This window comes from Thalassospira sp. GO-4, from assembly GCF_023588965.1.
GTDB lineage: Bacteria > Pseudomonadota > Alphaproteobacteria > Rhodospirillales > Thalassospiraceae > Thalassospira > Thalassospira povalilytica.
Window position 1 is genome coordinate 177,351 of record NZ_CP097807.1, and the last position, 14,696, is coordinate 192,046.

The 14,696-nt window shown below is 55.5% G+C and carries 16 protein-coding genes; 10 read left to right on the forward strand and 6 right to left on the reverse strand.

Annotated features, from left to right (window positions below; genetic code table 11):
- Positions 1-25 precede the first annotated feature (25 nt).
- The 6 genes from M9H61_RS00915 (at position 26) to M9H61_RS00940 (ending at position 5,941) form a co-directional block, all read left to right on the forward strand.
- Positions 26-1,483, forward strand: a complete 1,458-nt coding sequence (locus M9H61_RS00915; RefSeq protein ID WP_250282837.1) for a DegQ family serine endoprotease — start codon at positions 26-28, stop codon at positions 1,481-1,483.
- 27 nt (positions 1,484-1,510) lie between these two features.
- On the forward strand, positions 1,511-2,830 hold the full coding sequence (locus M9H61_RS00920; RefSeq protein ID WP_101247953.1) for a replication-associated recombination protein A: 1,320 nt from the start codon (positions 1,511-1,513) through the stop codon (positions 2,828-2,830).
- A 112-nt stretch (positions 2,831-2,942) separates the two neighbouring features.
- Positions 2,943-3,548, forward strand: coding sequence for an FMN-dependent NADH-azoreductase (locus M9H61_RS00925; RefSeq protein ID WP_250282839.1), 606 nt, complete (start codon positions 2,943-2,945; stop codon positions 3,546-3,548).
- 226 nt (positions 3,549-3,774) lie between these two features.
- Positions 3,775-4,284: a DUF1499 domain-containing protein gene (locus M9H61_RS00930; protein WP_250282841.1), complete on the forward strand. Its 510-nt coding sequence runs from the start codon at positions 3,775-3,777 to the stop codon at positions 4,282-4,284.
- A gap of 167 nt (positions 4,285-4,451) precedes the next feature.
- Entirely contained in the window at positions 4,452-4,844 is a 393-nt protein-coding gene (crcB, locus tag M9H61_RS00935; protein ID WP_068518249.1) for a fluoride efflux transporter CrcB, read from the forward strand.
- Positions 4,841-5,941: an RluA family pseudouridine synthase gene (locus M9H61_RS00940; RefSeq protein ID WP_250282842.1), complete on the forward strand. Its 1,101-nt coding sequence runs from the start codon at positions 4,841-4,843 to the stop codon at positions 5,939-5,941. The genes crcB and M9H61_RS00940 overlap by 4 nt, the downstream gene beginning before the upstream one ends.
- A gap of 121 nt (positions 5,942-6,062) precedes the next feature.
- Here M9H61_RS00940 and M9H61_RS00945 read toward each other — a convergent pair whose 3' ends face one another.
- Positions 6,063-6,323 (reverse strand): hypothetical protein, encoded by a 261-nt coding sequence (locus M9H61_RS00945; protein WP_068518247.1) that lies wholly within the window; start codon positions 6,321-6,323, stop codon positions 6,063-6,065.
- Between the two features lie 203 nt (positions 6,324-6,526).
- Between M9H61_RS00945 and M9H61_RS00950 the strand changes: the two genes are divergently transcribed.
- Positions 6,527-7,225 carry an HAD-IA family hydrolase gene (locus tag M9H61_RS00950; RefSeq protein WP_068518246.1) on the forward strand — a complete coding sequence of 233 codons (699 nt, stop codon included), beginning with the start codon at positions 6,527-6,529 and terminating at the stop codon, positions 7,223-7,225.
- Positions 7,212-7,688 carry a hypothetical protein gene (locus M9H61_RS00955; protein WP_068518245.1) on the forward strand — a complete coding sequence of 159 codons (477 nt, stop codon included), beginning with the start codon at positions 7,212-7,214 and terminating at the stop codon, positions 7,686-7,688. The genes M9H61_RS00950 and M9H61_RS00955 overlap by 14 nt, the downstream gene beginning before the upstream one ends.
- Before the next feature lie 101 nt (positions 7,689-7,789).
- Here M9H61_RS00955 and M9H61_RS00960 read toward each other — a convergent pair whose 3' ends face one another.
- Positions 7,790-8,404, reverse strand: a complete 615-nt coding sequence (locus M9H61_RS00960) for an HAD family phosphatase (RefSeq protein ID WP_250282843.1) — start codon at positions 8,402-8,404, stop codon at positions 7,790-7,792.
- 286 nt (positions 8,405-8,690) lie between these two features.
- Here M9H61_RS00960 and M9H61_RS00965 point away from each other — a divergent pair, with 286 nt between their 5' ends.
- Positions 8,691-9,515 (forward strand): dienelactone hydrolase family protein, encoded by an 825-nt coding sequence (locus tag M9H61_RS00965; RefSeq protein ID WP_068518243.1) that lies wholly within the window; start codon positions 8,691-8,693, stop codon positions 9,513-9,515.
- Between the two features lie 71 nt (positions 9,516-9,586).
- Here M9H61_RS00965 and M9H61_RS00970 read toward each other — a convergent pair whose 3' ends face one another.
- The 3 genes from M9H61_RS00970 to M9H61_RS00980 form a co-directional block, all read right to left on the reverse strand.
- Positions 9,587-10,357 carry an ABC transporter permease gene (locus tag M9H61_RS00970; protein WP_068518242.1) on the reverse strand — a complete coding sequence of 257 codons (771 nt, stop codon included), beginning with the start codon at positions 10,355-10,357 and terminating at the stop codon, positions 9,587-9,589.
- A gap of 18 nt (positions 10,358-10,375) precedes the next feature.
- Positions 10,376-11,161, reverse strand: a complete 786-nt coding sequence (locus M9H61_RS00975; RefSeq protein WP_068518241.1) for an ABC transporter ATP-binding protein — start codon at positions 11,159-11,161, stop codon at positions 10,376-10,378.
- 102 nt (positions 11,162-11,263) lie between these two features.
- Positions 11,264-12,286: an ABC transporter substrate-binding protein gene (locus M9H61_RS00980; RefSeq protein WP_250282845.1), complete on the reverse strand. Its 1,023-nt coding sequence runs from the start codon at positions 12,284-12,286 to the stop codon at positions 11,264-11,266.
- 282 nt (positions 12,287-12,568) lie between these two features.
- Between M9H61_RS00980 and M9H61_RS00985 the strand changes: the two genes are divergently transcribed.
- Positions 12,569-13,288, forward strand: coding sequence for an ATP12 family chaperone protein (locus tag M9H61_RS00985; RefSeq protein ID WP_250282847.1), 720 nt, complete (start codon positions 12,569-12,571; stop codon positions 13,286-13,288).
- A gap of 160 nt (positions 13,289-13,448) precedes the next feature.
- Here M9H61_RS00985 and M9H61_RS00990 read toward each other — a convergent pair whose 3' ends face one another.
- Entirely contained in the window at positions 13,449-14,420 is a 972-nt protein-coding gene (locus M9H61_RS00990) for an ABC transporter ATP-binding protein (RefSeq protein ID WP_250282848.1), read from the reverse strand.
- Between the last annotated feature and the right edge of the window lie 276 nt (positions 14,421-14,696).

Sequence of the window (14,696 nt, forward strand, 5' to 3'; positions counted from 1 at the left end):
TTTGACGAAAAAGAGAGAGTGTGTCGTGCAGGCAAGATGGATTCCCACCATTTTCACAATCGCCGTTCTGGCCCTTGGTTCGGTTGCCGGTTCCCTGAACCCGGCACATGCCCAGAACAACATCCAGAATGACGACAGGCGCCTGCCCACCAGCCAGGCCGAGATCAAAATTTCTTTCTCGCCACTGGTCAAACAGACGGCCCCGGCAGTGGTCAATATCTATACCAAAAAGGTGGTCGAGCAGCGCCAGCGCACTCCGTTCTTCAACGATCCGTTCTTCAAGCAGTTCTTTGGCGAACGGTTTGGCGGTGCTTTCGGGGCGCCACGCCAGCGGGTTGAACGGTCACTCGGGTCCGGGGTGATTGTTTCCGGTGACGGGACGATTGTGACAAACCATCATGTGATTGATGGTGCCAGCGAAATTCGTGTTGTGCTGCATGACAACCGTGAATTTGATGCCGATCTTGTCGGGTCGGATGAACGTACCGATCTGGCCGTTCTGAAATTGCGCGGGGTGGAAACCGCACTGCCAGCGATCAGTTTCGGGGATTCCGATGCGGTCGAAGTCGGTGATCTTGTTCTTGCCATCGGTAACCCGTTCGGGGTTGGACAGACGGTGACCAGCGGGATTGTCTCGGCCCTTGCACGTGCCGGTGTGACCGGACAGGATTATCAATCCTTTATCCAGACCGATGCCGCGATCAACCCGGGCAACTCGGGCGGGGCGCTGATTGATATTGATGGCAAGCTGATCGGGGTCAACTCGGCGATCTTTACCAAATCGGGTGGATCAAACGGCATCGGGTTTGCCGTGCCGGTCAATATGGTCAAAGTCGTGATGCGTGGCCTGATCAGTGGCGATTTGCGCCGTCCGTGGATTGGGGCCACCGGTCAGGCAGTGACGGCCGACCTTGCAACTTCGCTTGAACTTGATCGTCCGCACGGTGTTTTGATCAGTGCGATCCGTGATGGCAGCCCGGCCCAGCGTGGCGGTCTGCTGGCGGGGGATGTGGTTGTGGCGGTCAATGGACTTCCAGTCGACAATCCCAATGAACTCAAATTCCGGATCGCGACACTGGAACTTGATGGCAGTGCCAAGCTGACGGTGCTGCGCCGTGGTAAGGAAACCATCCTGTCGATGCCGCTTGAAGTCGCCCCGGAAGAGCCGGCACGCGATGAAAGCGTGATCGAAGGCACCAACCCGTTCAGCGGCGCAAAGGTTGCCAATATGAACCCGGCACTGGCCGATGAGCTTGGCGTTGATACGCTGAGCGAAGGGGTGGTGATCCTTGGCGTTGCCCGTGACAGTCTGGCGCGGCGTGCACGACTTCAGGCCGGGGATTATATTGTTGAAATCAATGGTCAGAAGATTGACTCGGTCGCCCGCCTGAAGGAAGTTGTCAAAGCAGGCCAGCGCGGTCGGGACTGGAAAATCGCGGTCAAACGCGATGGCAAGGTTTTGACAGGCGAGTTTACCCTGTAACCGCCACCCGTAACGAGAAGACCGTTCATGCCATCCCTGTTTGAAAGTCAGGTAACCCGGCCCTTGGCCGACAGACTGCGCCCCGCCAAGCTTGACGAGGTGGTCGGGCAGGGGCATCTGTTTGGCGATGACGGTCCGATCACGCGCATGATCAAAACCGGGCGGGTGCCCTCGGTCATTCTGTGGGGGCCGCCCGGCTGCGGCAAAACGACATTGGCGCGTCTGATGGCCGATGTTGCCGACATGGCGTTTGAACCGCTTTCGGCGATCTTTTCGGGGGTGTCGGACCTGCGCAAGGTGTTCGAACGCGCCCGCGGCCGCCGGTCAACCGGTGGTGCAACCCTGTTGTTCATTGATGAAATCCATCGTTTCAACAAGGCCCAGCAGGACAGTTTCCTGCCCTATGTCGAAGATGGCACCATCACCCTGATCGGTGCGACGACCGAAAATCCGTCATTCGAGCTGAATGCCGCCCTGTTGTCGCGCTGTCAGGTGCTTGTCCTTAAGCGTCTGGATGATCAGGGGCTTGAAGAACTTCTGGTGCGGTCCGAAAAGGAAATGGGGTTTGATCTTCCGGTAACGCCCGAGGCCCGCGAAACCTTGCGTGCCATGGCCGACGGGGACGGGCGCTATTTGCTGAACCTTGCCGAAGAACTGTTTTCCATGCCGCCCAGTGACACCAGCGATGATGGCCCGCTGGGTGTGGCCGAACTGGCGCGCACCGTGCAAAAGCGCATGCCGATCTATGACAAGGGCGATGACAGTCATTACAACCTGATCAGTGCATTGCATAAATCCATTCGCGGTTCGGACCCGGATGCGGCCCTTTACTGGTTCAACCGCATGCTGGCCGGGGGCGAAGATCCCAAATTCGTCGCCCGTCGCCTGACGCGCATGGCGGTCGAGGATATCGGCCTTGCTGACCCGCAGGCCCAGCAATTTTGCATCGGTGCCTGGGAATCCTATGAACGGCTTGGCAGCCCGGAAGGCGAGCTTGCCCTGGCGCAGGCGGTGATTTACCTGGCACTGGCGCCGAAATCGAATGCCGGATATTCGGCCTATAAGAAATCGCTCAAGATCGCGCGTGAAACCGGGTCCCTGATGCCGCCGGCCCATATCCTGAATGCGCCGACCAAACTGATGAAGGATATCGGTTACGGGACCGGATATGCCTATGACCATGATCAGGAAGACGGCTTTTCCGGGCAGAACTATTTCCCCGAAGGCATGCGCCGGCAGAATTTCTATGAGCCGGTCGAACGCGGTTTTGAACGCGATCTGAAAAAACGGGTCGAATATTTCGATCGATTGCGTCAGGAACGGCAACAAAAGCGGGACAAGAACTGATGCTGCATGGCGTCATTTTGGAAACAATCTGGTGACCAGTATCGGGATAAACACCGAACAGGGAACGGGTTAGGTTCAGGTCAACAAACGAACACGCTTTTGGAGACCTCAAATGACCAATATTCTGCACGTGAATGCATCTGTGAATGGTGAGAATTCCAACTCCCGCCAGATCGCATCCAAACTGATCGCGCGCATTGTCGCAGCTGATCCGTCCGCCAAAGTCGTTGAGCGTGATGCCAATGACGCGGAAATCACCGCACTGACCGGTGAAACCGTTGGCGCTTTCTACACCCCCGAAGAGTCCCGTTCCGACGCACAGAAGGACGTGATTGCCGTTTCCGACAAAATGGTTGCCGAAGTTCAGGCCGCCGACGTTATCGTCATCGGCGCGCCGATGTATAACTTTAGCGTGCCTTCGACCCTTAAGGCCTGGGTTGACCTGATTGCACGTGTTGGCGTGACCTTCCAATACACCGAAAACGGCCCGGTTGGCCTGCTGAACGGCAAGAAGGCCTATCTGGTGGTTGCCACCGGTGGTGTGCCGGTCAACAGCCCGGCTGACTTCGCAACCCCGTATCTCAAGCAGGTTCTTGCTTTTGTCGGTATCTCCGATGTTGAAGTGATCGACGCGTCGGGCTTTGCGGTAAATGCCGAAGAAGCCATGGAACGTGCGATTGCCAATGTCGAAGCAGTGGCCTTGCCTTCAGTTGCCTGATGTCAACGCACTGATCTGACGATCCATGCCAACCCGGTGATCGGCGAAAGCAACTTCCCCCCCCCGTTCGCTGATTGCCGTGTTTGCATCCTGTGATGCCCGACTGTTCCCCAGTCGGGCATTTTGATTCCGGATCAATCCGTATTATTGTGGTGCCGTGTCCGCGTGTGTTGTCTGCCGCCAACAGCACGTTAACAGACAGGTGGTGCCATTGAGACGACTGGTTATGTTTGCTGTTTGGGGTTTGATCGTCCTTGCCGGGATATTTGTGGTTATCCGCTTTACCGGCCTGATTGACCATATGTTGCCGGCTGGTGACCCGCCCAACTTCACCTTTGCACCGGAAACACCGGTGCCACAGGCCCGCAATTTCTTTATTGTCTGTCCGCCCGGACGATCCCCGCGCACCGACCGCGCGATGCCAAGCCCGTCATTTGATGCGACGGCTGCCACATTGGCCGATGTGATGATCGAAACCGCACCGGCACATGGCATGCAATTGATGAGCGGCGTCCCCGGGGGCAAGCCGGGCCGGCTTTACTTCCTTGCCAGAACACCGGTCTTTCATTTCCCGGACTGGGTCGAAGTCGAATTCATCCTGCCCGAACAGGGCGGAGATATCACATTCTGCCTGTTTGCCCAGTCGGTGTACGGACTTGATGATATCCAGCAAAACGAAAAACGCACCCGCGCCTGGCTGGCGGATGTTGTCGGAAGGATGGGGCCGTCCGGGTGATGCCTGAATTGTTCTGATTCTGAAAGATTGAAAATACGTGCGCTCTGGGGTCTGATGACCTTTCAGGGCGTGCTTTGTTACGGTGTGAAAAAGGGTTCAGATATTGCCATGGCCCCATGCCGTTTTCACACGTGACTTTTGATGTTTGAAAGAATAGGTTCCGCGCCATGCAATTTTCACCGTTGTTAATCGCTTCCATTGCCTTTGGGGGTGCTGTTGGTGCGGTCGCACGTCACAGTGTGTCTGTCATGATGGGCTCGATGCTTGGCAATGGATTTCCCTGGGGGACGCTTACGGTCAATATCGTGGGGTCTTTCCTGATGGGGGCGCTGATCGAACTTTCGGCCCTGAAACTTTCGATGGGACCGGAAATGCGCGCGCTTCTTGTGACCGGTTTTCTGGGGGCGTTTACAACCTTTTCGACTTTTTCGCTGGATGTCGCGACCCTATATGAACGAAACAATCTTGGCCTGTCGGCCTTGTATGTCATTGTTTCGGTTGTGGTCGGTATTTCGGCATTGTTCGGCGCGATGGCGCTGGTAAGGGGTATTCTGCAATGAGTGGTGTCACTCTGCGCAAGGTCAAAGCTGACGAGGCCGATATCCGGCTTGATCGTTGGTTCAAGCGCAACTGCCCGGAATTCACATTCGGGCAGGTTCAAAAGTTTCTGCGTGGTGGCCAGATCCGTGTGGATGGCAAACGTGCCAAGGCCAACCAGCGGGTTGAGCCGGGACAGGAAATCCGTATCCCGCCGGTGCCGGTAATGTCTGGTGGCGGTTCGGAACCATGGGCCCAGGACGGTGCCTATAACCCCGCCGAAGTCCAGCAGCGCAAACAGGCCGGTCCGTCAAAATCCGATGCCAGCGAGGCAGAGCTTCAGGCCCTGCGCGATTCCGTCATTTTCTATGACGAAATGGTGCTGGCAATCAACAAACCCGCCGGTCTGGCGGTGCAGGGCGGGACCAATACCAGTCTGCATGTTGACGGGATGCTCGATGCCCTGAAACTCGACAGCAAGGAACGTCCGAAACTGGTGCATCGTCTTGACAAGGACACCAGCGGTGTTTTGTTGCTGGCCCGTTCGGCGTCTGCGGCCCATGCCCTGACCAAGGCGTTCAAGGATAAATCCACCCGCAAACTTTACTGGGCGATTGTCACCGGCGCGCCGGCGGAACGCGAAGGCCTGATTGACGCACCGCTTGCCAAGCTGGCCGGCAAGGGCGGGGAAAAGATGGTCATTGACGAAAAGCTCGGCAAATCGGCGCAAAGCGTGTTCCGGCAGCTTCATCGCGCCGGGCGCAAGGCTGCCTGGCTTGCGCTGTCGCCACTGACCGGTCGTACCCACCAGCTGCGCGTTCATTGCGAGGCAATCGAATGCCCGATCCTGGGGGATGGCAAATATGGCGGGGCCAAAGCATTCATCGATGGTCTGTCCAATCAGATGCATCTGCATGCGCGCGCGATTGATTTCCCCCATCCGGTGACCGGTCATCGTGTGGTGATCGAAGCACCGGTGCCGCTGCATTTTGCCGAAACGTTGAAAAAGCTGAATTTTGATCCGAAAACGCCGACCAAATTCCTGACCCCGGAAATTCACCGTGAAAAGGAAGAAAAGCCGAAACCCAAGGCCAAACCGTCGCGTTCGCGCAAGAAATAACGCCTGATCAAATGACCCGATAACGCGAAAAGCCGACGCAGTGCGTCGGCTTTTTCGTCCCTGTCTGAAGTCAAAACCAAAAGGCGTTGAATGACATTCGAGCTTATTATCAAGCGGTATGTTAGTTTTTGCCGAAACGTTTTATGAAGGCATCATACACCCGGTTCAGATGCTGGGCATGAACCGTATTTCCCATGCGTTCGCACATTTCAGCCTGACCTTTGATCATGAACGCAATGCGCTTGCGGCCTTGCGTCGTGTGAACCATGCTCTCGCCTTCCTCGAGTGCGGTCACAATCGGGATTTGCTCACACTCGGCAATCGCGAGAATTTCTTCCTCCTTAAGGTCGCTGAAATCTATACAGTCCCGTAGCGTGAGCATCGCCTGCCTCCGCTGTCATAAAGGTCAGAACCACAGTATGGCGCGCCTTTGAGGTGATCAGAAGAAGTTCAAATTTCACCATTGGTTTCCGATGCTTCGGGCAAAGCAAAAAATGGTTCTTGGTTGCAGATGTCAGGGACTCGATCTTTGATCGGCTTTGGATTAGGTTCTGCCTTTCCGTTAGACAGGATGAAAGACCCCACATGACCACAGATCCGCTCAGACTTGTCGTATTTGATTGTGACGGCACGCTCGTCGACAGCCAGCATGCGATCTCCCATTGCATGGACCATGCCTTTGCGCAAAACGGGCTGGATTGCCCGGGGCTTGAAAATACCCGCACGATCATCGGTCTGAGTCTGCCCGAAGCCATCACCAAACTGGCCGCCCCCAACCGTATTGACGATGCCCTGATTGATGCCATCACCGTGGCCTACAAGACGGCGTTCTTTACCCTGCGCCAGACCCCTGATTTCCACGAGCCGCTGTTTCCCGGTGTGCGCGAAGTTTTGGCCGAGCTTGACCGTCGCCAATGGCTGAGCGGTGTTGCCACCGGCAAGGCCCGCCGTGGTCTCGATGCCGTATTGGCCCGGAATGAACTTGAAGGCCGGTTCGTAACGCTTCAGACCTGTGACAATCACCCGTCAAAGCCCAATCCGGCGATGCTGATGGCTGCCCTTGAGGAAACCGGTGTGGATGCGCCCAATGCGGTCATTGTTGGCGATACCAGCTATGATATCGAAATGGGCCGTGCCGCGGGCATGATCGCGATTGGTGTCGACTGGGGCTATCATGATGTCGATACCCTTCATAAATCCGGCGCACATGCCGTGATCAGCCATTTTGATGATTTGCCTGTGGTTCTTGACAGAATATGGGAAAGTGACCGTGACGCCGCTTAAAAACCCGGATCTGGCACCGATCCGTTTTGAATTGACGATGGCAATCGATCCCGAGGATGCCTTTGATGCCTTTACCAAAGGCTTCGGGGACTGGTGGCCGACCGACAGCCATTCCATTTCCAAAAAGGATTGCCTGGCGATTGTCCTTGATCCGGCGGCCGGGGGTGAAATTGTCGAACATGTCAAAGGCAAGGACGACATTCCGTGGGGCCGGATCGATATCTGGCAGCCGGGTGAACGGATTGCCTTTACCTGGCACCCGGGATGGGATGCTGGCGATTTCACCCGGATTGATGTGCGGTTTGGCCTGAATGATTTCGGGCGTTGCGTCATTCGTCTTGAGCACGGGGCATGGGAAAATGTCGGCGATATCGCACCGGCATTGCGGGACGGATATCTGTCGGGCTGGGAATTCGTGTTTGGTGAATGTTTCGCCAATTACCTGCGAACAGCGCGCCGCTAAGCCCGAACTCAGACCATAAATTTCGGGTCTTTGGACTGAAATGCAAAAGGGCACCCTGTGGTGCCCTTTGTCATGTCGATTTGATGTGGGGTGATGTCGGGTTAAAAGACCCGGTCTTCGATCAGTTCACGGTGCAGTTTGACCGGATCGCGGAACCAGTGGGTCATAAAGCCCATTTCGCGGGCCTGCTGAATGTTCTTTTCGCTGTCATCGATAAACAGGGTTTCGCGCGGGTTAAGTTTGAAACGCGCACAAACCAGTTCGAAAATTTGCGGGTCAGGTTTGGCAAGCTTTTCCTGCCCCGATACCAGAATGCCTTCAAAGTGATTTAGGAAGTCAAAACGTGCCAGCGCATGCGGCCATGTTTCCGCCGACCAGTTGGTCAGGGCAAACAGGCGGACTTTCTTGCGCGTTTTGAGGTCTTCCAGAATGCCGACTGTGCGTTCGATCGGGCCTTTCATCATTTCGGGCCAGCGTTCGTTCCATGCAGCAATTTCGTCATGATAATGCGGATAGCGATGCTGAAGATCGGGGATCGAATTGGCAAAGCTCAGCGCGCCCTTGTCATGCAAAAAGTTCCAGTGCGGATGGCAGACTTCGGTCAGGAATTTTTCCATTTCCGCGGGGTCGTTGAAAATCTTGCGATACAGGTGACGGGGATCCCAGTCGACAAGAACCCCACCAAGATCAAACAGGACAGTTTCGATATCGCGCATGATGTTTCCCTATGTCTCCCCGGGGCAATGGATTGCGTGTTACGGGTTGGTTAAACCAGTTGGCACGCGCAATCGCAAGCTGCAGTTTCTTGAAAGATTGCAGATGCGCTATGATCTTGCCGGGGAACGGGAACGTAATAAGGGTCATTCCAGATGGCCGGTGTGCCAACATGCCCCGCCAGGCGGTTGGTCTTGCCGGTCGATGACATGATTGTCATTTGCCAAAACCCGGTGCGGTTGCAAATGATAAACGTTCTGCAAAACAAGAATCAGAGGAGGCCTGAACATGTGTACGCTTGATGGATGTGGTTCTCACGAACATCTTGGTCCGCCGCCCAAGGCGACCGACGAAGACCGTCGACTGTTTCTCAAAGGTGCTGTTGCCCTGCCGCTTGCTGTAATTCTTGCCGATCCGATGCTTGCCCATGCGGCTGGATCGACGCTTGAAAAAGTCACGATTACGACCCCCGAAGGCGACGCCATGATGGCCGAAATCGCCATGCCGGCAACGCTTCCGGCACCGACGGTCATTCTGATCCATGAATGGTGGGGGCTGAATGACCAGATCCGCGCGGTTGCCGCGGAATATGCCAAACAGGGCTATATCGCGCTTGCGGTTGATCTGTATGGCAAGCCGCCTGCAACCACGCCCGACGGGGCGAAGGCACTGATGGCAGGGCTTGATCCGGTTGCCGCAACCCGCAAGTTGCAGTCATCGGTCGCGTTCCTTCGAAATCACAAGGACTCAACGGGCAAGGTCGGCTCGGTCGGCTGGTGCTTTGGCGGCGGATGGTCGCTTAATACTGCCCTTGCCACGGATATTGATGCTGCTGTGGTCTATTACGGCAATGTCAAAAAGACCCCGGAACAGGTCGCAACCCTCAATGCGCCGTTGATGGGGCATTTCGGCACCCTTGATAAAAGCATCAACAAGGAAATGGTCGAAGGTTTCGAGGAATCCCTGCGCATTGCCGGCAAGTCGGACTATCAGTTCTTCTGGTATGATGCCGATCACGCCTTTGCCAATCCAAGTGGCGGTCGCTATGACAGCGAAGACGCCATGCTGGCCTGGGAACGCACCATGGCGTTCTTTGATCAGCATCTGGGATAGTCCCCGGACGCATTTGTATGATGAAAAAAAGGCCGGGATGACCCGGCCTTTTTATTGGTCTGATGATTGGATCAGGTGGTCTGGTTGCCGCGGTTCGCCCATTTGGTCGAACGGCGTTCAATGACATTGAAGATCTCGTACATCGCAATGCCCATCACCGCGATCACCAGCAATCCGGCAAAGACCAGCGGCATGTTGAATTTCGACGATGCGGACAACATCAGATATCCGACACCGACATTCGATGCCACGGTCTCGGAAATCACCGACCCGACAAAGGCCAGCGTGATCGCAACCTTGAGCGATGCAAAGAAATAGGGCATGGCACGCGGGAAGCCGACCTTGACCAGAATGTCGGTGCGCGTGGCACCAAGGGAACGCAACACATCGCGCAATTCCGGTTCCAGTGTGGCAAGCCCGGTGGCAACATTGACCACGATCGGAAAGAACGAAATCAGAAATGCGGTGATGATGGCCGGCACGGTGCCGATGCCAAACCACATGACCAGTACCGGTACAAGGGCCACTTTCGGGACCGAATTGAACCCGACCAGAAGCGGGTTGGCCGCATCATAGATCGCCCGGCTGGACCCCACCAGCGCGCCCAGGATCACCCCGAACACCACAGCAATGGCAAAGCCCGCAAGGGTCGTATAAAGCGTGTGAACCGCATGCATCCAGATCGCTTCATGGAATTGCCAGCCGACAATGATGCTTTCGGACGGGGTCGGCAGGACATAGGGCGGAATATTGAAGATCCGCACGATCAGTTCCCACAGAACAAAAAGACCGATCGCACTAAGCCACGGGGCTGCTTTGGAAAGATTGGGTTTCTTTTTCATGATAATTGCCCGCCCTTCTTAGGATTCTCGCACGTCACGGATGTGACTGCGCAGTTCATGGACAAGGTCGGTGAATGGCTGGGTAAAGGTGGCTTCCTGATCGCGCGGGCGGGGCAGGGGATTTTCACGCTCTACCAGAATTTTGCCAGGCCGCTTGGACATCACATAAATGGTGTCGGCCAAATAGGCCGCTTCGCGCAGGTCATGGGTCACCAGAATGACGGTAAAGGGACGCACCATCCAAAGGTTTTGCAAAATGTCCCAAAGCTCTTCACGGGTAAAGGCATCAAGCGCGCCAAACGGTTCATCAAGCATCAGAAGATCCGGTTCATGGATCAGGGACCGGCACAGTGATGCGCGCTGCTGCATGCCGCCGGACAATTCCCAGGGATATTTGTCTTCGTGGCCTTCAAGGCCGACACTGGCCAGAAGTTTGCGCGCGCGTTCTTCGTATTCGGCCCGGTGTTTGCGCAACCGGTTGCGGTGCGGTTTGACGATTTCCATGGGCAGCAACACGTTATCAAGTGTCGTCCGCCATGGCAGAAGGGTCGGGTTCTGGAATGCCATGCCGACAATCTTAAGCGGTCCGGCGACTTCCTTGTTATCGACAATGACAGTCCCCTCGGACGGGGGCATCAGGCCGGATACAAGTTTCAGCAACGAAGATTTGCCGCAGCCCGACGGTCCGACAACAGCAATGAACTCGCCCTTGCCGATCTTCATATTGGTGGTTTCAAGTGCCAGATCATCGCCTTCGCTATAGCGCAGCCTGACGTTGTTGAGTTCGACAAAGCTCTTCGACACTGCAGTTAGTCCCCCTGCCTGGTCTTGGTCGTTCTTTTTTGTGAAATCGGATGTGGTCAAAAGGAAACCGGGGCGGAAAACCGCCCCGGAATGCATTGTGACTTATTTGATTCTGCGGTCTTCGGCACCGGGCATGAATATATCGGTAAAGACATCGCCAACGGTCGGCTTGTTTTCAAAGCCAAAAGCAAGTGCGACCTGATCAATCGCCTTTGCCATACGGTCGGTTTTGACCAGACCCATGCCGTTTTCAAGCGTATCGGGGGTGACGACGTTTTCATCAATCGCCATCTGAAGACGCTGCAATTCCAAGGCCGGGTCAATCAGCGGATCGACTTCCTTAAGGGCTTCGATCGCCGATGCCGGATCGGCAATTGCCGCACGCCAGCCTTTGACAACACCGCGCAGGAAGCCGCGCAGTTCTTCTGCATGGTTTTCCATCATGTCAGGCGAAGCCAGAAGACCGTTGCCATAAAAGTCCATGCCGAAATCCTTATACTGGAAAACGGTCAGATCATCCTTGGTCACACCCTGTGCCTGAAGATTGAGGATCGAGGTGAAGTAATGGCCGGAAATGGCATCAACATCACCGCGCACCAGCATCGGCTCACGCAGCGGCGGATCCATGCTTTCCCAGGTCACATCATCAAGTTTAAGCCCGGTTGCCGATGCAAATGCCGGATAAAGCTTGCGCGACGCGTCAAAAACCGGGGCGCCAAGGGTTTTGCCGACCAGGTCTTCGGGTTTGGTGATGCCCGATTTCTTGAGCATAAACAGCGAAAATGGCGGGCGGTCATAGACCATGAAGATCGATTTCATGGCGCGATCGGGGTTCGATGCGTTGAATTCGACCAGCGAGTTGATATCGGCAAGTGATACGTCATAGGCGCCGCTGGCAACGCGGGTAATCGCGCCAACCGAACCGTTGCCTGAGTCAATCGTGACATCCAGGCCTTCTTCGTCAAAATAGCCGTTCTTCTTGGCCAGAAGGTACGGGGCTGCCGGACCTTCGAATTTCCAGTCGAGCGAAAACTTGATCGCCATTTGCGCCATTGCCGAATGCGCACCAAAAGCAACCGCCGCCCCAAGTGCTGCACCCAAAAGTCGGTTTGTAAAAGTCGTCATTTGTTAAGAAGCCTCCTGTTTCGGGCCGATAATGCCGACCCTGCAACCGAATAATCCCCTGATGACACAGCAATTCACATGCCATGTCGCGAATGCACCCGCTTTGCCGCGGATTTGTAATCTTCACGAAACAGAGTAGAGTTGTTTATTATTTGGTCAATGGGGTAAATTGATCAAAAATTATACAGAATTTCTTGATAATCGCCCAATCAGCGTTCTGTTCACGGCCAGTCGCGATTAAAAGGCCTTGCGCAGCGCGCTGCTTTTAGGCATATGGCGATCATGCTTACAAAAACGATCAATCGCTTCTACAAAAAAGCCGAAGCTGTCGCAGATGACAGTGGTTCGGGTTGGCGCGTGCACCTTGACGGGCGCGCAGTGAAATCGCCGGCAAAGGCAGAATTCCTGCTGCCGTCAGAAGTTCTGGCGCGCGAAATTGCCGCGGAATGGGATGCGCAGGGGGAAAAAGTTCAACCCGCGACCATGCCGATCATGCAGCTTGCGGCAACCGCCATCGATCGGGTCGCACCAAACCGTGCTGCTGTGATTGCCGAGCTGACCGGGTACGGGCGGTCTGACCTGTTATGTTATCGTGCAACCTTCCCCGAAGATCTGATCGAACGTCAGGCCAAAGCATGGCAGCCGTTGCTTGACTGGGCAAAGGACGGCCTTGGTGTCGCGCTTGCCGTGACCGAGGGCGTGATGCCGATCAGCCAGGATGATGCATCGCTTCTGCGGTTGCAGGATCATGTCGAAAGCTTTGATGACTATCACCTGACCGCATTGCACAGCCTGACCACGGTGTCCGGGTCGGTGATTATCGGTCTTGCCGTGATGAACCGTCAGATCGACGCCCAGCGGGCCTTTGAATGCGCCATGCTGGATGAAGAATACGCGATCGAACAATGGGGCGAAGACGCCGAAGCCGTCGCGCGCCGCGACCGTCATCGGGCGGAATTGCTGGCAACCGGTCGTTATCTTGATCTTCTTGCCGGTCGCTAGGCACCGGGCAGTGTTGCCAGCCATCTGATGGCTGGTTTGATATCCCTTGATCTGTAAATGTCGGGTTTCACAGGGTCCGGGTTTCTGTCGGCGGGCCGTGTGTTGGGTGCGTCGTTGTCTGGGTACGCCGTGGTTTGAGTGCCTGAATGTGTGTGGTGTCTTAGTGCATCCAGCGCGCAATCAGCTTGTGCTGAACGGCGGCCTGTGCCGCCACTCGGTAATAGGACAGCAATTCGCGCATTGGCGATGACATCCGGTCAAACCCGGATATGAATGCAACGATAATGCCGACCGACGTTGCCCCTTCAAGCACCAGATACCCCCCGACAAACAGCACGCAAATCGGTGCCAGCGCATTCAGAAAATTGATCAGCGCCTTCATGCCGAATTTCAGAAAGAACAGCCGCATCCGGTTGTCAAATATGTCATCAATCCCGCGATTGATGGTTGTCAGCCGGTCGCGGTTTTCCGCACCGGGTGACAGTTCGGACAATTCGTCACTGACAGATCGCATCTTGTTGACCCGATCTTCGATCAGGGCGTTGATGCGTTTCTGAATAACCGGCACCAGCGCGACTTGCGGGATCAGGGCGGCCAGCCCGATCACGCCAATCACCGGCTCGACACTGATCATATAGCCCAGCCCGAATATCAGCATCCCGCTATTGACGACAGGTTGAGACAGCCCGTCACCGACAAAGCCGCCGAGCTTTTCGATTTCCGATCCGATGATTGAGACAGCGCGTCCGTTACCTTCATCTTCGTCACCGGTCTGATTGTCGGCATGAAGCCGCGACAGATGTTGTCTGTTGTAACGGATGGCGCTTTCACTCAGCCAGCCTTCATACATGCGCAGCGCCAGCTTGATCAGGCCATGTACGATGATGATCGCCAGATAGATTGACGCCAGTATGGTCAGAAGTTGGTAATTCTCCTGCGTGATCGCATCATCGACAATCCGCCGTTGCAGCTCGATCGGTGCGATGCCAAGTGCAGCAACACTGACCGCCATCAGGCAAACCGCCACCTGGTGCCAGCCGCTCATGCGCCAGACATAGCGCCACAATGACGGGGCAGGGCGGTCATCGCCGGTACGTTCGGGCGCGCGCGGAGAAAAATGAAATCTGGGCATACAGCTTAACTCATATGTTTGGGCAGAATTTCCGGTGGGCGGCTTGGCTGCAAGAAGCATGTCGCCGCCAACGCCCAAGGGCAAGAACTGTCTGTAATGCCGGGCATATCCGGCCAGTTGCCTAGACTTTAGTCCAGCCCATCCTGATATATCGCAATGACGTTAGGGAAATCAGGCATTTGCGGCTATTTTTGATGTGGTTCGATCGTGTGAAAAATAATTGGCATTCCAGTACCGAATAATGCTATTTCATTTCACAGGACGCGCACATTGGGC